Source organism: Nonomuraea sp. NPDC005501 (assembly GCF_040605905.1).
Taxonomy (GTDB): Bacteria; Actinomycetota; Actinomycetes; order Streptosporangiales; family Streptosporangiaceae; genus Nonomuraea.
Map to the genome: position 1 here is coordinate 1 of NZ_JBEXDT010000002.1, position 16,437 is coordinate 16,437.

At 73.7% G+C, this 16,437-nt stretch carries 15 protein-coding genes; 9 read left to right on the forward strand and 6 right to left on the reverse strand.

Annotation, left to right across the window (positions count from 1 at the left end; all coding sequences use genetic code 11):
- From ABZS51_RS01875 to ABZS51_RS01885, 3 genes are all read left to right on the forward strand, one after another.
- Window positions 1-801 (forward strand): hypothetical protein (locus ABZS51_RS01875; RefSeq protein ID WP_355434884.1); only part of this gene is annotated, 801 nt, incomplete at its 5' end.
- Between the two features lie 75 nt (window positions 802-876).
- Window positions 877-1,938 (forward strand): UDP-N-acetylmuramate dehydrogenase, encoded by a 1,062-nt coding sequence (locus tag ABZS51_RS01880; RefSeq protein ID WP_355435365.1) that lies wholly within the window; start codon window positions 877-879, stop codon window positions 1,936-1,938.
- A gap of 241 nt (window positions 1,939-2,179) precedes the next feature.
- Window positions 2,180-2,746 (forward strand): TMEM165/GDT1 family protein, encoded by a 567-nt coding sequence (locus tag ABZS51_RS01885; RefSeq protein WP_355434887.1) that lies wholly within the window; start codon window positions 2,180-2,182, stop codon window positions 2,744-2,746.
- Window positions 2,747-2,753: 7 nt separating this feature from the next.
- Here the strand turns inward: ABZS51_RS01885 and ABZS51_RS01890 are convergent, their stop codons facing one another.
- Together ABZS51_RS01890 and ABZS51_RS01895 are read right to left on the reverse strand one after the other, a co-directional pair.
- On the reverse strand, window positions 2,754-5,630 hold the full coding sequence (locus ABZS51_RS01890) for an AAA family ATPase (protein ID WP_355434891.1): 2,877 nt from the start codon (window positions 5,628-5,630) through the stop codon (window positions 2,754-2,756).
- 119 nt (window positions 5,631-5,749) lie between these two features.
- The gene (locus ABZS51_RS01895; protein ID WP_310707050.1) at window positions 5,750-5,896 is read right to left on the reverse strand and encodes a hypothetical protein; all 147 of its coding nucleotides are present in this window, start codon (window positions 5,894-5,896) and stop codon (window positions 5,750-5,752) included.
- 286 nt (window positions 5,897-6,182) lie between these two features.
- On the opposite strand from ABZS51_RS01895, the gene deoC reads away from it, so the two are divergent.
- The 5 genes from deoC to ABZS51_RS01920 all read left to right on the forward strand — a co-directional run bounded on the left by deoC (window position 6,183) and on the right by ABZS51_RS01920 (window position 10,814).
- On the forward strand, window positions 6,183-7,112 hold the full coding sequence (gene deoC / locus ABZS51_RS01900) for a deoxyribose-phosphate aldolase (RefSeq protein WP_355434894.1): 930 nt from the start codon (window positions 6,183-6,185) through the stop codon (window positions 7,110-7,112).
- 8 nt (window positions 7,113-7,120) lie between these two features.
- Window positions 7,121-8,545 (forward strand): aldehyde dehydrogenase family protein, encoded by a 1,425-nt coding sequence (locus ABZS51_RS01905; protein ID WP_355435368.1) that lies wholly within the window; start codon window positions 7,121-7,123, stop codon window positions 8,543-8,545.
- Window positions 8,535-8,732 (forward strand): hypothetical protein, encoded by a 198-nt coding sequence (locus tag ABZS51_RS01910; RefSeq protein ID WP_310707047.1) that lies wholly within the window; start codon window positions 8,535-8,537, stop codon window positions 8,730-8,732. The genes ABZS51_RS01905 and ABZS51_RS01910 overlap by 11 nt, the downstream gene beginning before the upstream one ends.
- Entirely contained in the window at window positions 8,725-9,576 is an 852-nt protein-coding gene (locus tag ABZS51_RS01915; protein ID WP_310707046.1) for an aldehyde dehydrogenase family protein, read from the forward strand. The genes ABZS51_RS01910 and ABZS51_RS01915 overlap by 8 nt, the downstream gene beginning before the upstream one ends.
- 341 nt (window positions 9,577-9,917) lie before the next feature.
- Window positions 9,918-10,814, forward strand: coding sequence for a LysR family transcriptional regulator (locus ABZS51_RS01920; RefSeq protein WP_355434897.1), 897 nt, complete (start codon window positions 9,918-9,920; stop codon window positions 10,812-10,814).
- 16 nt (window positions 10,815-10,830) lie between these two features.
- Here the strand turns inward: ABZS51_RS01920 and ABZS51_RS01925 are convergent, their stop codons facing one another.
- The 3 genes from ABZS51_RS01925 to ABZS51_RS01935 all read right to left on the reverse strand — a co-directional run bounded on the left by ABZS51_RS01925 (window position 10,831) and on the right by ABZS51_RS01935 (window position 14,460).
- Window positions 10,831-11,076: a hypothetical protein gene (locus tag ABZS51_RS01925; protein WP_355434900.1), complete on the reverse strand. Its 246-nt coding sequence runs from the start codon at window positions 11,074-11,076 to the stop codon at window positions 10,831-10,833.
- A 335-nt stretch (window positions 11,077-11,411) separates the two neighbouring features.
- Window positions 11,412-12,866 carry an alpha/beta hydrolase gene (locus ABZS51_RS01930; RefSeq protein WP_355434903.1) on the reverse strand — a complete coding sequence of 485 codons (1,455 nt, stop codon included), beginning with the start codon at window positions 12,864-12,866 and terminating at the stop codon, window positions 11,412-11,414.
- A gap of 133 nt (window positions 12,867-12,999) precedes the next feature.
- On the reverse strand, window positions 13,000-14,460 hold the full coding sequence (locus ABZS51_RS01935; protein ID WP_355434906.1) for an amidase: 1,461 nt from the start codon (window positions 14,458-14,460) through the stop codon (window positions 13,000-13,002).
- Between the two features lie 80 nt (window positions 14,461-14,540).
- Here ABZS51_RS01935 and ABZS51_RS01940 point away from each other — a divergent pair, with 80 nt between their 5' ends.
- A complete protein-coding gene (locus ABZS51_RS01940; protein ID WP_355434909.1) occupies window positions 14,541-15,740 on the forward strand; it encodes a pyridoxal-phosphate dependent enzyme in 1,200 nt (399 codons plus the stop codon).
- Here the strand turns inward: ABZS51_RS01940 and ABZS51_RS01945 are convergent.
- Window positions 15,730-16,410 (reverse strand): hypothetical protein, encoded by a 681-nt coding sequence (locus ABZS51_RS01945; RefSeq protein WP_355434912.1) that lies wholly within the window; start codon window positions 16,408-16,410, stop codon window positions 15,730-15,732. The genes ABZS51_RS01940 and ABZS51_RS01945 overlap by 11 nt on opposite strands.
- Between the last annotated feature and the right edge of the window lie 27 nt (window positions 16,411-16,437).

Consider the following 16,437-nt stretch of genomic DNA (forward strand, 5'->3'; position numbering starts at 1 on the left):
CGGGCCCGTTCCGCCGGAGCGGGCGCGGGGGGCGCCGCCGGGTCCGGCGCGCGCGGCAACCCCGCCGCGGAGTTCGGCTTCTCCGGCGACCCGGCCCAGCACGGCGACCCCGGCGACGACCTCCTCCACGCCCAGCGCGTCTGGGACGGCTCGCTGGCCGTCAACCGCCTGGACGACCTCGGCGTCAACGCCGAGCGGCAGCGGGTACGCACCGAGGACATCACGACCACCGTCGGCGTCGTGGTCGACGGGAACCCCGAGGACACGCGCCGGACGCTGCGCTCGGTGATCGACCACACCGCCGCGCACATCCTGGCCCTCGACCTCGGCGACGTGGACGGCGCCGGAGCGGTGCTGAGCGAGCTGGCCGGCCGCCACCCGGAGCGCTTCACCGTCTGGCACGTCGAGGAGAAGCCCGCCTGGCGGGGCGGCACGGCCACGTGGGGGGAGTGCCGGGCCAAGCTGCTGCGGCTGGACACGGCCGAGGTGCACGTCGTGATGGACAGCTCCGTCGTGCTGGACGGCGACGCGATCACGCCTCTCGTCGCGGCGATCGACGACGGCGCGGTGGCGGCCGGATGGACGGGCCTGGAGCAGGACGGCGGCGCCTGGCGCGAGAGCGGCCCGGGAGAGGCCGCGCGGGAGGTCTCCGCGCTCGGCGGCGACCTGCTGGCGGTACGGAGGTCGGCGGCCCTCGGCGACGCACCCGAGGACGCGCGGGACGGCTCGGAGCTGTCCCGGGCACTGCGCGGGGTCCAGGTGGTCCCCGGCGACCGCCTCCCGGTCCGCCGCCAGCGCTGACGAGGCTCCCGATCCCATCGAAGAGGAGAGCCTCCGGAGCGGTCCGGGCATCTCCTAAGCTTGGGGCTCATGGAGATGCTCGCGCCGTACACCACGCTGGGCCTGGGCGGCCCCGCCCGCCGCTTCGTCGAGGCAGCCACCGCTGAGCAGCTGGTCTCCGAGGTGGCAGAGGCCGACCGGACGGGCGAGCCGGTGCTCGTGCTCGGCGGCGGCAGCAACGTCGTGGTGGCCGACGGCGGCTTCGACGGCCTGGTCGTGAAGGTCGCCTCCGAGGGCGTGTCGGTCTCGCGCGACGGCGAGCAGGTGCTCGTCACGGTCGAGGCGGGCGAGAGCTGGGAGTCGCTGGCCGCCCGCGCCGTGGCGGAGGGCTGGGCCGGCGTCGAGTGCCTGTCGGGCGTCCCTGGCCTGGTCGGCGCCACCCCCATCCAGAACGTCGGCGCGTACGGCCAGGAGGTCTCCCAGACCATCAGGTGCGTACGCGCCTACGACCGCCGCACCCGTCACGTCGTCGACGTGGAGGCGCGCCAGTGCGCCTTCTCCTACCGCGACAGCGCGTTCAAGCGCGACCCCGGGCGGCACGTGGTGCTCGCGGTGACCTACGCCCTGGACGTGTCCGGGCTGTCGGCGCCCATCGCGTACAAGGAGCTGGCCGGGCGGCTCGGCGTCGAGCCCGGCGAGCGGGTGCCGCTGGCGGACGCCCGTGAGGCCGTGCTGGAGCTGCGGCGCTCCAAGGGCATGGTGATCGACCCGGCCGACCCCGACACCCGCAGCGCGGGCTCGTTCTTCACCAACCCGGTGCTCAGCCGGGAGGAGGCGGAGGAGCTGGAGACCCGCGCGCCCGGTCACCCGCGCTGGGACCTGCCGGACGGCTCCGTCAAGATCCCCGCGGCCTGGCTGATCGAGCAGGCGGGCTTCGCCAAGGGCTACTCCCGCGGCCCGGCCCGCATCTCCACCAAGCACACGCTGGCGCTGACCAACCCCGAGGGCGAGGCCACCGCGGCCGACCTGCTGGCGCTGGCCGGCGAGGTGCGCGACGGGGTGCGCGAGAAGTTCGGGGTGACGCTGGTCAACGAGCCGGTGCTGGTCGGCTGCGAGCTGGACCCCGGGCAGCCGTCCGTGGCCGGGGCCCCGGAATAGGGCACACCCGGAGGCTTGTTAAGGTTCTCCGGAAACACACCGAGGGGGAGTAGTCCCAATCGCGTGATCGACACACTGGCGCCGCGGCGCCCGGTCACGCGGGCCTTTGACGGGCGGACGAGACCTTCGGCCTGGCAGTCGTGGACATGTACGTCATGGACGAAGACGCTGCCGGGCCGGAGTCATGCCCGGATCTCCCACGGGCGGCCCGCTCACGGTCCGGCCGTGCGGAAGAGGACCGTTGGAAGCGTTCTGGATCAGTCTCGCCGTCATCTTCGTGGCGGAGCTGGGTGACAAGAGCCAGCTGATGGCGATGACGTTCGCCACCCGTTTCAAGTTCTGGCCGGTGCTGACCGGCATCACCCTGGCGACGGCCGTCGTCCACCTGTTCAGCGTGGCCGTCGGCCGGCTGGTGGGCGACGCGCTGCCCACCACCGCCATCTCCGTCGTGGCGGGCATCGCGTTCCTCGGGTTCGCCCTCTGGACGCTCAGGGGTGACGAGCTGTCCGACGAGGAGTCCAACAAGGCGCAGCGCACCACCCGCAACGCGCTCATCGCCGTCACCGTGGCGTTCTTCCTGAGCGAGCTGGGCGACAAGACCATGCTGGCCACGATCACGCTGGCCACGCAGCACGGCTGGCTGGGCACCTGGATCGGCTCCACGGTCGGCATGGTGGCCGCCGACGCGCTGGCCATCGTGGTCGGCCGCATGCTGGGCAAGCACCTGCCGGAGAAGGTCATCCGGTACGGCGCCGCCGCCGCGTTCGCCGTGTTCGGCGTCGTCCTGCTGGTGGAGGCGTTCGTGTGAGGCGTGCCTAGAGCGACAGCAGCGAGAGGCGGTGGGCCGCCGCGGCGGCCTCGCCGCGCGTCGTCACCCCGAGCTTGGCCAGGATGTTCGACACGTGCACGCTGACCGTCTTGGCCGAGATGAACAGCTCGCCGGCGATGTCGCGGTTGGTGCGGCCGAGCGCCACCAGCCGCAGCACCTCCAGCTCGCGCGGCGTGAGCAGCTCCGGCGTCACCTGGCCGGGCTGCTGCGGCTGGATCCCGCCGACGCGGCGGGCCAGCGCGTCGATCTCCTCCAGCAGCGGCGCGGCCCGCAGCTCCGCCGCCAGCGGCCGGGCCGGCGCCAGCCGTGACGCGGCCCCTTCGCGGTCGCCCGACCGGGCCGCTACCCCGGCGGCCCGCAGAAGGGCCTTGGCCTGGTTGTGCGGGCGGTTGAGCCGCTCCCACGCCGCCGCGGCCGCGTCGAAGTCACGTGAGTACGACAGCCGGTACGCCTCGGCGACCGGCCCGCTCACCTTGAGCCGGGCGGCGACCTCGGCGGCCTGCTCGCGCACCGCGCGGGCACGGGCCGGCTCGGCGTCCTGCATCGCGTCGCAGACCACGGTCAGCAGGGCGAGCAGCCGCCAGCCGAGCATGGCCTTCGGGGACTGGGCGGGCCGGGCGAGCGTGCGCTCGGCGACCGCCAGCGCGGCGTCCGGCTCGCCCCGCAGCAGGTGCCAGCCGATGTGCAGCCGCATGCTGTTGGTGATGTCCTGGACGAAGTCTTCCGGCCGCTCGGACAGCACGCCGGTCTCGCGCAGGATGCTCTCCACGAGGTCCACCTCGCCCCGGCCGATGGCCACGTCGGCCCGCACCCGCAGCAGGTGGTGGCGGTTGCGCAGCACCGGGCCGAGGTTGATCGCCCGATCGACGGTGTCGAGGGCCTCGTCCCAGCGGCCGATCGCCTCCAGCGTCTCGGCCATGTTGAGCAGGCTGAACAGGCCGGACAGCCGGACCCGGCCGTACTTCTTGGCCTGCCGCCAGCCCTCCTCGCCCAGCGCCAGGGCCTCCTGCCAGCGGCCGAGGTCGTTGAGCGTGTCGACGTTGTTGCCGATCGCGCGGGTGATCACCCGGCCGGAGCCCTCCTCGCGGCCGATCTCCAGCGCGCGCAGGTTGGTGGCGAGCGTGGCCTCGGTGTCGCCGGCGAGCGACTGGCCGAGCGCCACGTTGAGCAGCAGCTCGGCCTCCTGGCAACGGTCGCCCAGCTTCCTGGCCAGGGCCAGGCCCTCCTCGGCGAGCGCGATGCCCTCCTCGGCGTCGCCGCGCAGCATGAGGTGCTGCGACATCGGCACGATGACGTCGACGCGGGCCAGGTTCGGCTCGGGCACGAGGCGCAGCGCGTGGCGGAGCTGCTCGACGACGTCGGTCTTCTCCTTGTAGACCTTGAGCTGGGCCCAGCGCACGAGCAGCTTGGCGACCCGGGCCGGCTCGCGCGTCTCGTCCAGCTCGGCCAGCGCCGCCTTGACGAACTTCAGGCCCCGGTCGAGGTCGCCGCTGGCGCGCGCGGCCTCGCTGGCCTTCTCCAGCACCGCGGTGTGGTCGGCGCCGATGCGCTCGGCCGCGTCCGGCACGCGGTCCCACAGCATGAGCACGCGTTCCAGCAAGGGGATGGCCTCGGTGTAGGCGAAGGCGTGGAACGACGCGCGGGCCGCCTCCCAGGCGGAGATCAGCGCCCACTCGTCGTCGCGCGCGCCGTGCCAGTGGTGGGCCAGCTCGACCTCGGCGCGGCCGGGCGGCACGAGCGTGCGGTCGCGGGAGATCTCCTCGGCGTAGCGGGCGTGCAGCCGCTGGTGCTCGCCGGGCAGCAGCTCGTCGTGGACGGCCTCGCGGATGAGGGAGTGGCGGAAGAGGTAGGCGCGGCCGTCGGCGATCTGTAACACGTTGCCGGCGATGGCCGGGCGCAGCGCGCCCTCCAGCTCCGGGTCGGACAGGCCGCTGACGGCGGCGAGCAGCGCGTGACCGACGCGGATGCCGCCGGCGGCGGCGATGCGCAGCACCCGCTGCGTCTCCTCGGGCAGCCGCTCGACCGCGCCGAGGATGAGGTCCTGCATCGAGGACGGGAACGCGCAGTCCACGCCGCCGTCGAGCAGCGCCTCGACGAACAGCGGGATGCCCTCGCTGCGGTCGTAGACCTTCTCCACCTTGTGGAAGGCGGGCGATTTGCCCAGGATGCCGGCCATCTGCTGGGCCACCTCGTCCTTGGACAGGCGGGGCAGGTCGAGCCGGAGAACGCCGCTGACCCGCGCCAGCTCGGCCAGCACCGGGCGCAGAGGGTGCTGGCGGTGCAGGTCGTCGGAGCGGTACGTCATGACGATGAGCACCTGAGGCGCGCTCAGGTTGCGGCACAGGAACGCGATCAGGTCGCGGCTGGACCTGTCGGCCCAGTGGATGTCCTCGATGAGGAGGACGGTCGGGCGGCTCTCGGCCAGCCGCTCCAGGAGCGTGAGGATCTGCTCGAACAGCCGTGCCCGGCCGGTGTCGGTGTCGCCGTCCCCGCTGGGCTCGCCGAACTCGGGCAGCAGCCGGGCGAGGTCGCGCTCGGCGCCCTCGGGCAGCAGTGACGCCACCCGGGCGCGGCCCTGCTCCCGGACGAGCTGCCGCAGCGCGGCGGTGAACGGCGCGTAGGCCAGGCCCTCGGCCGACAGCTCGACACATCCGCCGTACAGGATGAGGGCGCCGTCCCGGGTGACCTGCTCGGCGAAGCGCTGCGCGAGCCTGGTCTTGCCGACGCCGGCCTCGCCGCCGAGCAGCACGGCCGTCGCGTTGCCCTGCCGGGCCTCCGCGAACGCCTGGGAGAGGGTCGTCAACTCCTCTGCCCGTCCGACGAAGACGGGACTCACCGAACGGCCCAGCATGTCTTCCAGCATGTCATGCCCTTTGGTGAGCTTTCGCCGTATTTATGAGGGATCCCCGGAGGGGACGGTTCTTCAGGTGGGCGCAGAGGCCCGGCCGCGAGGGAGGATGCGGCCGGGCTCTCGTGACGTGCTCATGAAGAACGGCGCTTGCCGAAGACCGAGCGACGCTCGGACTTGTTGCCCTTCTCCGCCTCGCGTACCCGGCGGTGCTCCTCGGCCGCGGCGCGCAGCTCCCGTGCGTGGCTCTTCATCAGCTGGTAGTCCATCTCGGGGTTCATGGTGTCTCCTGTTTCAACCCGCTTCTTCCTGACATCTTTAAGATTCGGGCTAAGGCCCACCCCGCCGCATCGGGCGGATTCCCTATCTCCGGGGCGGTTCTGGCAGAGGGGTACCTAGGACGTGGCCCCGTACCGCCTTAGACAGCCCTACGCGCACCTCAGAGCCGCCTTACGCCGCCCTGGGAGCCCTCTCCTCCGCTCGCCGGACACGAGTGGCCGGACACCAGGGGAAAGATCCGGTTTGGAGCTGGCCACCCTGGTCGGCGATGCTGTGGAGGTGTCAACTATGACTACTTCGCTCGCGGACGTGGCCGCTTCCGGCACGACGCTCAGAGCGTTCCTGCACGGCCTGCCCGGTGTGGACCGGGTCGGCGCGGACCAGCGGGCGGCGATGCTGGGCACCCGTTCCATCAAGACGACGGCCAAGGCCCGGGCGATCGATCTGGCCATCTCGATGGTCGACCTGACCACCCTGGAGGGCGCCGACACCCGTGGCAAGGTGCGGGCCATGTGCGTCAAGGCCGTCCACCCCGGCGCCGGGGCCCCCCGCGTGGCGGCCGTCTGCGTCTATCCCGACATGGTTCCCGTGGCCGCGGAGGCCGTGGCCGGCTCGGGCGTGAAGGTGGCCTCCGTGGCCACGGCCTTCCCCAGCGGCCGCTCCTCCCTCGACGTCAAGGTGGCCGACACCGAGCTCGCGGTCGCCGCGGGCGCCGACGAGATCGACATGGTGATCGACCGGGGCGCGTTCCTGTCCGGCGACTACCTCAAGGTGTGGGAGGAGATCGTCGCGGTCAAGGCGGCCTGCGGCGACGCCCACCTCAAGGTCATCCTGGAGACCGGCGAGCTGGCCACCTACGACAACGTGCGGCGCGCCTCGTGGCTCGCGATGCTGGCCGGCGCCGACTTCATCAAGACCTCCACCGGCAAGGTCTCGCCCGCGGCGACGCTGCCGGTGACGCTCGTCATGCTGGAGGCGGTGCGCGACTTCCGCGACCGAACCGGCCGCCAGGTCGGCGTCAAGCCCGCCGGCGGCATCCGCACCACCAAGGACGCCATCAAGAACCTGGTGCTCGTCAACGAGGTCGCCGGCGACGACTGGCTCTCGCCCGACTGGTTCCGCCTGGGCGCCTCGTCGCTGCTCAACGACCTGCTGATGCAGCGCGAGAAGCTGGCCACCGGCCGGTACGCCGGTCCCGACTACTTCACCCTGGACTGAGGATGGCGATGTTCGAGTACGCGCCGGCCCCCGAGTCGCGCGAGGTCGTCGACCTGCGGCCGTCCTACGGCCTGTTCATCGACGGCGAGTTCACCGAGGGCTCCGGCCCGGAGTTCAAGACCGTCAACCCCGCCACCGAGGAGACGCTCGCCGAGGTGGCCTGCGCCTCGGCCGACGACGTGGACCGCGCGGTGCGGGCCGCGCGCAAGGCGTTCGGCGGCTGGAGCGCCCTGCCCGGGTCCGAGCGGGCCAAGTACCTGTTCCGCATCGCGCGGATCATCCAGGAGCGCTCGCGCGAGCTGGCGGTGCTGGAGTCCCTCGACAACGGCAAGCCGATCCGCGAGTCGCGGGACGTGGACCTGCCGCTCGTGGCCGCGCACTTCTTCTACTACGCCGGCTGGGCAGACAAGCTCGGTCACGCCGGGTTCGGGCCGAGCCCGCGCCCGCTGGGGGTGGCCGGCCAGGTCATCCCGTGGAACTTCCCGCTGCTCATGCTGGCCTGGAAGGTCGCCCCGGCGCTGGCCTGCGGCAACACGGTGGTGCTCAAGCCCGCCGAGACCACGCCGCTGACGGCGCTGCTGTTCGCCGAGATCTGCCGCCAGGCCGAGCTGCCGCCCGGCGTGGTGAACATCGTGACCGGCGCGGGCGAGACCGGCGCCGCCGTGGTGGCCCACCCCGAGGTGGACAAGGTGGCCTTCACCGGCTCCACGGAGGTCGGCCGGCTCATCGCGCGGACCGTCGCGGGCACCGGCAAGAAGCTCACGCTGGAGCTCGGCGGCAAGGCCGCCAACATCGTCTTCGACGACGCCGCGATCGACCAGGCCGTCGAGGGAATCGTCAACGGCATCTTCTTCAACCAGGGCCACGTGTGCTGCGCCGGCTCCCGCCTGCTCGTGCAGGAGTCGGTCCAGGAGGAGCTGCTGGCCGCGCTCAAGCGCCGGCTCGGCACGCTGCGGCTCGGCGACCCGCTCGACAAGAACACCGACATCGGCGCGATCAACTCCGCCGAGCAGCTCGCCAAGATCCGCTCGCTCAGCGACATCGGGGAGAGCGAGGGGGCCGAGCGCTGGTCGCCGGCCTGCGACCTGCCCGAGCGCGGCTACTGGTTCCCGCCGACCCTCTTCACCGGCGTGGCCCAGTCCCACCGCATCGCCCAGGAGGAGGTCTTCGGCCCCGTGCTGTCCGTGCTGACCTTCCGCACCCCGGCCGAGGCCGTGGAGAAGGCCAACAACACCCCGTACGGGCTGTCGGCCGGCGTCTGGACCGAGAAGGGCTCGCGCATCCTGTGGATGGCCGAGCGGCTGCGGGCCGGGGTCGTGTGGGCCAACACCTTCAACCGCTTCGACCCCGCCTCGCCGTTCGGCGGCTACAAGGAGTCCGGCTACGGCCGGGAAGGCGGGCTGCACGGGCTGGAGGCGTACCTTGACGTGTGACCACCGCCGCGCCCGCCGCAGGGCGCGCCGTGCCCAGGCCACCCGTGGCCACGCCTACGCCCGCGCCGGGCGGCCCGTACGCACCGGCTGGTACGCCCACCGCTGCGGCGTGAGCCGGTGCGGCCAGGTTTTCGTGCCGGTCGAGATGTCGCAGGAGATCACGTGGAGGGGACGCGGCGATGAGTAGGTTGGCCGTGCGCAAGACCTACAAGCTGTTCATCGGCGGGGCCTTCCCCCGCTCGGAGAGTGGGAGGTCCTACACCGTGACCTCGCCCGACGGCGACTTCCTGGCCAACGCCTCCCGCGCCTCGCGCAAGGACGCCCGCGACGCCGTGGTGGCCGCGCGCAAGGCGTTCCCCGGCTGGTCCGGGGCGACGGCCTACAACCGGGGGCAGATCCTCTACCGCGTCGCCGAGATGCTGGAGGGCCGCCGCGCCCAGTTCGCCGACGAGCTCGGCCTCGGCCGCGCGGAGGCCCTCGCGTCGGTGGACGCGGCGGTCGACCGGCTGGTCTGGTACGCGGGCTGGTCCGACAAGATCGCCGCCGTGCACGGCACGGCCAACCCGGTGGCGGGGCCGTACTTCAACCTCTCCTCGCCGGAGCCCACCGGCGTGGTCGCGGTCGTCGCGCCGGCCGACCCGCTGCTCGGGCTGGTGTCGGTGGTGGCGCCCGTCGTCGTCACCGGCAACACGTGCGTCGTGGTGGCCTCCGAGCCGTCGCCGCTGGCGTCGATCACGTTCGCGGAGGTGCTGGCCACCTCCGACCTGCCGGGCGGGGTGGTCAACGTCCTCACCGGGCGGCAGGCGGAGCTGGCCCCGTGGCTGGCGGCCCACATGGACGTCAACGGGCTGGACCTGACCGGGGTGGACGACGCCGACCTCGCGCTGCGCTGCGAGCAGGAGGCGGCCGGCAACCTCAAGCGGGTCCTGCGGCCGGCGCCGGAGCCCGTGGACTGGACGGCCGATCCGGGCCTGACCAGGATGACCCGCTTCCTGGAGACCAAGACCGTCTGGCATCCGCTGGGCGTCTGAGCCCCGTCCGGCCGGCTCAGGCCGCCGGCGGGATGTTGTGGGTGGGGCGGAAGACGTCGGCCGGGTCCTACACCGCCTTGAGCGCGGCCAGGCGGCGGTGGTCGCCGGGGGGCGTAGGCCGCTCGTACGTGGTCGGGTGCCGCGTGCTCGCCGGACAGGAAGGTGAGCGCGCGGCCCCCGGTCGACCACGGGGCCAGGGCGTCGCGCGGGTCGACCCGCACGCCCGTCATCCGCCGCGTGCTGACGAGCAGCCCGCCCTCGGCCGGCACCGGCAGCCATGCCGGCCAGGCCTGACTCAGAAGTCAAAGAGATGCTTCTACTCCTTGGCATAAGCTTCAGTTATGGAACTCCGTCAGCTCGCCTACTTCGTGGCCGTCGTGGAGGAGGCGAGCTTCACCCGGGCCGCCGCCTCCCTGCATGTCGCCCAGCCCGGGGTCAGCGCGCAGATCCGCCAGCTCGAACGGGAGCTGGGCCAGCCGCTGTTCGACCGGTCCGGGCGCACGGTGCGGCTGACCGCGGCGGGCGAGGCCGTCCTGCCCTACGCGCGGGCGGCGCTGAAGGCCGTGTCCGGCGTCCGGCAGGTGGTGGACGAGCTGACCGGGCTGCTGCGGGGGCACGTCGTGATGGGCGCCGTCTCCCTGCCCGGCGTGCTCGACGTGCCGGGACTGCTGGCCGACTTCCACGACGCCCACCCGGCCGTCGAGATCACCCTCAAGGAGGCCGACCCCGAGACCGTGATCCAGGAGGTGCGGTCCGGGCGGATGGACCTCGGGCTGTTCGGCCTCGGACCGGCCGTGCCGCCGGGGCTGGACGTCCAGATCGTGGCGAGTCAGCCGCTCGTCGCGGCCGTGAGCCTCGACCACGAGCTGGCCGGCCGGCCCGGCGTCGAGCTGGCCGACCTGGAGGGGCGGGTGCTGCTCAGCCTGCCGCCGGGCACCGGGTTGCGGGCCGGTCTGGAGGAGGGGTGCGCGGCGGCGGGGTTCCGGCCCAGGGTGGCGCTGGAGGCCAGCGAGCCGCTGGTGCTCGCCCGGCTGGCCGCCCGTGGCATGGGCATCGCCGTGCTGCCGGAGACGGCGGTGAGCGCGGCCGAGGGACGGCTGCACGTCATCCAGATCACCCGGCCCCGGCTGCGCGGCCGGATGGCCATCGCGTGGCGGTCCGAGGGACAGGCCGGCCCGGCGGCCCGGGCGCTCATCGACCACGCCAGGAGGACGCTGCCCGACCTGGGCTTCGAGTAGGCACACCGCGCCCGCTTCATGTCGCCGGGCAGAACACCGATGGGAGAGCGCTGGTGACGCGTCGCGGCATGGTCATGCGCTCGGCATCGTCCATGGCCACCGTCACGGACACGGCGAACTGCAGGCGGCCGTCCGAGGAGGTGTAGGTCGCGGCGGTGAAGCCGGGGGCGCTGCCCCCGCCCCCTGCGGCGAATTCGGGGTTGCCGGCGCACGGGCCGCCCGAAGGCGGCGGCAGCCGGCCGGGCGCCGGGTCAGTGATCACTTTGCGCAGTGACTCCGGCAGGAGCCTGCCCTGTCGGATCCGGCGGCCCTCGCCCGCTACGGTCTGGTGGTCAGCGAGGGCAACGCGGTGCATGCCGCGGCCGGCGCCGACCGGGCGAGCTCGCACGCCGTCGTGGAGATCGCCCTGCGAGCCATCCCCCGACGTGCCCAGAACGGCAGGACGGGAGGTGGTTGAGGTGCATGCGGGCTCGGACTACCTCGCGACCACAGCCTCCACCTGGGCCGACATCGAACAAAGACCCGCAGCGATCACTCGCCGTCTCATCGGCCCCTCCCTTCGAACCCTCGCGACCGAGAGCCGCTACTCGTCGGCTCTCACCGGCCTGGACCTGGCTGGGGCGCCGGGGCCTGTCGGCAGACGGTTCCGGCTGGGGGAAGCTCGCCCGAGGTCAGGTAGTCGTCAATGCGGGCCGTGGCGCAGGCCGCTCTGAGGTAGGAGCTGTGCCCGTCTCCGCCGTTCTCGTCGTTCACCAGGAGCCCGGAACCGCGGATGCGGGATGACAGGCTGCGCGCCCAGGACAGGGGGGTGGCGGGGTCGTGGGTGTTGCCGACCACGAGCACCGGTGGGACGCCGCGGACGTCGATCGGGCGCTGCGGGTTCGTGGGCGGGACCGGCCAGCCGAGGCAGCCCGCCGTCATGTCCCAGAACTCCGAGGTGCCCTTCATGTGTGGGGAGAGTTCACGGACGCGGCCGAGCCTGGCACGCAGGTCGCGGTAGCCGCTGATGCCGTGGGCGATGTCGAGGCACAGGATCGACCGGTAGGCTGCCGTGCTCGCCGGGTCGTCCAGGGCGGACGCCCGGACGGAGGCGAAGATCTGGGCGTCGTGCTTCTCGGCCTGGGCGATGCCGTTGGCCAGGCCCTTGCCGTACTCGGGGAGCTGGTTGAGGAAGACGTAGGCGACGTAGCGCAGCTCCTCGGCGGTCATGGGACGGCCGCCCTTGACCGGGATGGGCTCGCGCGCGGCCCTGGTCACCAGGTCGTCCCACACCTGCGCCACGTCGCGGCCGTGCAGTGCGCAGGCCGGTGTCTCGGCACACCAGTCCGTGAAGCGTCCGAAGGAGTCCTCGACGGCGACGGAGGCGTCGGCGACGAGCCGCTCCGGGCGGAGGCTGTGGTCGACGGCGCCGTCGAGCGCCATCGTACGGACCCTGTTCGGGAAGAGCCGCGCGTATTCGGTGCCCAGCATGGTGCCGTACGACTTGCCGAGGAAGCTGATCTTCGACTCCCCGAGTGCGGCTCTGACCGCGTCGAAGTCGCGGGCGACGCCCGTGGTGTCGATCTCCCGAAGCAGAGGGCCGGTGCCCGACAGGCAGCTCAGGCCGACGGCCCGGTTGTGCGCGACCAGCTCGCGGTACTCGGCGAAGGTCTCGGGGAACTGCGTCACGGCCGGGTCGTGCACGGGCCGCTCACACGTCACGGCCGAGCTCTCGCCGACACCCCGCGGGTCGATGCCCACCACGTCGAACCGGCGCAGCAGCTCGTCGCTGACGGCGTACTGGGGGTAGTCGCGCAGCAGCATCACGGCCTGGACCCCGGGGCCGCCGGGGTTGAAGAAGAGCGTGCCGAGGCGTTCGCCGGTGGCCTTGCGGCGTACGACGGACAGCTTGATCGTGCGGCCGGCGGGGGAGCGCCAGTCGAGCGGGACCTCGACGGTGCCGCACTCCGCTCGCTGCGTGCCACAGGGATGCCAGGAGACGGGCGCCGGGGCGAGCGCCGGGGCGGGCGCCGGAGGCGACGTCAGGAGAAGTGCCAGGAGGACATGTTTCACAGCACGCCATACTTTCCGCGTGCCGGATCACGGACATCGGTCATACGGCCGATCCGGCTCGGCCGTACGGCCGGGAGGCGCCGCGCTCACGTGGTGGGGGCCGTCGAGCCCGCGTCCCCGGCCCGGGCGGGGGTCACGCGGACATGCCGGGCGGGCGGACCAGCGGGTGCGCGGCTTCGAGCTGGGCGGCCAGGCCGAGGAGCTGCGGCTCGCCGCCCGGGGGCGCGACGAGCTGCACGCCGATCGGCAGACCGCTCGAATGCGTCGCGATCGGCACGGCCAGGGCCGGCCAGCCGCACATGTTCCACGGCCCCGTCGCGGGGGCGAACCTGATGTTGGCCGGCGCGTTGCGGGCGAACCCGCGCTCCCGCCAGCCGCCGGCCGCGGGCGGCACGGTGGCCAGGACGGGCATGACGAGCACGTCCGCGTCCCCGAACCACTGGTCGGCTCCGTACGCCTGCCAGCGCGCCCGTCCCCGAGCCCCGTCCAGGCTCAGCGTCCGCAGCAGCCGGCCGACACGGGCCAGCGCCCGGCTGCGACGATCGAGCCCCCGGCCACCGGCTCTCCCCGCGGCCGGGAGGGCGTCGGCGGCCTGCGCCGCGCGGGACAGCCAGGTGGCGACCGTGGACGGCCCCAGCCAGAACGGCAGGCGGCGCTCATGCTCGACCACCGTGTGCCCGGCGACCCGCAGCGTCTCCGCCGCCCCGCGCACCGCCGCCCGGAACTCCCGGTCCATCGGCAGCCCCGCCGGCAGCGGCTGCGGCGCGTACGCGATCCGCAGGTCGAACGGCTCCACCTCGGCGGGCGGCGGCGGCGCGTCCCACACCTCGTCCTCGCCCGCCCACACCGACCGCAGCATCCGGGGCGGCGGCTCCAGCCGCCGGCCGGCCCGCCACGACTCGGCCAGCGTGGGATCGGCCGCCAGCACCGACAGGGCCAGCGCCAGGTCCGGTACGCGTGCCGCCAGCGGGCCGTTCTCGCTCAGCCCGTCCCAGTCGTCACCGGGCGCCGGAACGAGCCCCGCGCCGGGCTTGACCGCGTACACGCCGCACGCGGCCGCCGGGATGCGCAGCGAGCCCATGCCGTCGTTGCCCAGCGCGAGCGGCACCATGCCCGCCGCCACGGCCGCGGCACTGCCCGAGGAGGAGCCGCCGGCCGTGCGGGAGGGGTTCCACGGGTTGCGGACGGTGCCGAACACGCTGTCGCCGAACGCGACCAGCCCCAGCTCGGGCAGGTTCGTCAGGCCGACCACGATCGCGCCGGCCGCGCGCAGACGGGCGACGGCCTCGTGGTCGCGCGGCGAGGGCGAGTCGGCCGTCGCGGCCGAACCGGCGCGCATGGCCTCGCCCGCGACCTCCAGGTTGTCCTTCACCGCCACCGGCACCCCGGCGAGCGGCAGATCGGCGAGGTCACGGCGCTCGCCCACCGCCCGCGCCTCCTCCACGGCCCGCTTCCTGACCACCCGGAACGCGCCCACCTGCGGGTCGCGCCGGGCGATCAGGTCCAGATGCTCCTCGACGACCGCGGCGGCGCTGACCTCGCCCCGGCGCACGGCGGAGGCGATCTCTCCTGCTGATCTTCCGGCCCACGACATGCCTAGAAGTGTGCAACGTCCCGCGTCCCGTGGCGAGGCCCCTTTCGGGCGCTCGTGGGTCTCCGCCTAGGCTCGGCGGAATGAACGGCCCCTCCCTCGCCACCTGCCAGCGCTCCCTGGGCGACCCGTCCGTCACGTTCCCGCTGTGGCCTCCGCAGCTGCTCGGCTGCCCCGGGACGAGCACGGACGAGATCGCGTACCCCGTGGAGGTCGATTACGACTACGCGCGCGTGGACACCGCGCTGTTCGGCCAGGAGCCCGGGCCGGACCTGGCGCGCTGGGCGCCGCTGCTGCCGCCGCTGCGCGTGCCGACGCTGGGGGAGGGCGGCACGCCGCTGCTGGAGCTGGACGGGCTGCCCGGCGTCCACCTCAAGGACGAGTCGCGCAATCCCACCTGGTCGCACAAGGACCGCCTGAACCGGGTCGCCGTCAGCGCCGCCGTGGGCGCCGGCGCGCCGGGCGTGGTCGTCTCCTCCTCCGGCAACCACGGCGCCTCGGCCGCCGCCTACGCCGCCCGCGCCGGGCTGCCCGCGATCGTGCTGGCCTCGGCGGGGTCGCCGCCGGCCGTGCAGTCGTTCGTCCGCGCGTACGGGGCCAAGGTGCTGACCGTGCCGGAGGAGGACCGCTGGCCGCTGATGCGCCAGATCGTGGACCGGCTCGGCTACCACCCGGTCAGCAACCTCACCGTGACGCACACCGGGCACCCGTTCGGCGCCGAGGGCTACAAGACCATCGCGTACGAGTTGTTCGCCCAGCTCGGGCGGGTCCCGGCGGCGGTGTTCGCGCCGACGGGCTACGCCGAGATGCTGTACGGGGTGTGGAAGGGGTTCACGGAGCTGCGCCGGCTCGGGGTCGCGCAGTCGGCGCCGCGGATGTTCGCCTGCGAGCCGGCCGTGGGCGCCCCGCACGCGCGGGCCCTCGCGACGGGCGCGCCCGCGGCGATCGTCGAGACCGGGCCCACCGGCGCGTACGGCATCGCCTGCACGGTCGGCGGGCACCGGGGCGTGCGGGCGGTGTGCGACAGCGGGGGTGAGGCGGTGCCGGTCACCGACGCCGAGCTGCTGGCGGCCCGGGAGGTCCTGGCCGGGCAGGGACTGTGGCAGGAGCTGTCCGGCGCCGCCGGGCTGGCCGGCTACCGGAGGCTGGGGCGGGAGTTCGACGGGCCGGTGGTGTGCGTGGGCACCTCCAGCGGGTTCAAGGACATCGAGACCGGCCGGGAGCGGGTCAGCGTGCGGGAGAACGCCGGGCTGGACGACGTGCTCCGCGCCCTCAGCTCCTGAGCCAGATCCTGAGGGGGCCGGCCGGGGTAAAGCCGTGGCGCTCGGCGGACGCGGTGTCCGCCTCGTAACCCACCAGCGGGCGGCCGGACCCCGTGGCCCGGGCGACCGTCCCGGCCCAGGCCGTGTCGTCGTCGCAGCCGTTCGCGAAGACGTTGGACACGCCCACCGCCTCCCCGCCGACGGTCAGCACGCAGCCGCAGACGATCTCGCCGTCCCGCCGGCCGTACAGGATCGCGACCTCCTCCAGCAGCGACGGCGGGAAGAGCCCGTCCGTCCCGCCGCCGAAGCAGGCGTGCTCCCACGCGCGGAGCTGCGGCGCCGTGCGCACCCGCCGCCAGACGACCTCCCCGGCGTTCCCGGCTCCTTCCGGGGCCGGCATCGGCGGCCGGTGGATCCACTGCGCCTCGAACAGCACGTGGAAGCCGTGCGGCGTGAGGTCCAGAGTGGCGAAGCTGTCCTTGACCGAGGCCCCCGGGCCCGCGTCGATGCCGTCGAGCACGTCGGCCTCGGTGGCGTCCGGGGAGAGGGTGACGGCGTCGGGATAGTACGGCGGGGTCCGGCGCGGGCTCGTCCAGGCGAGGGAGGTGAAGCGGCCGGTCAGCCCGTGGGCGCGGCACATCGTGTCACACCAGGCCGCGTTGTCGCGGGCCGCTTCGAGCGCGTGGGTCATGGTGTCCTCTCCCCGCCCGGCCGGCGG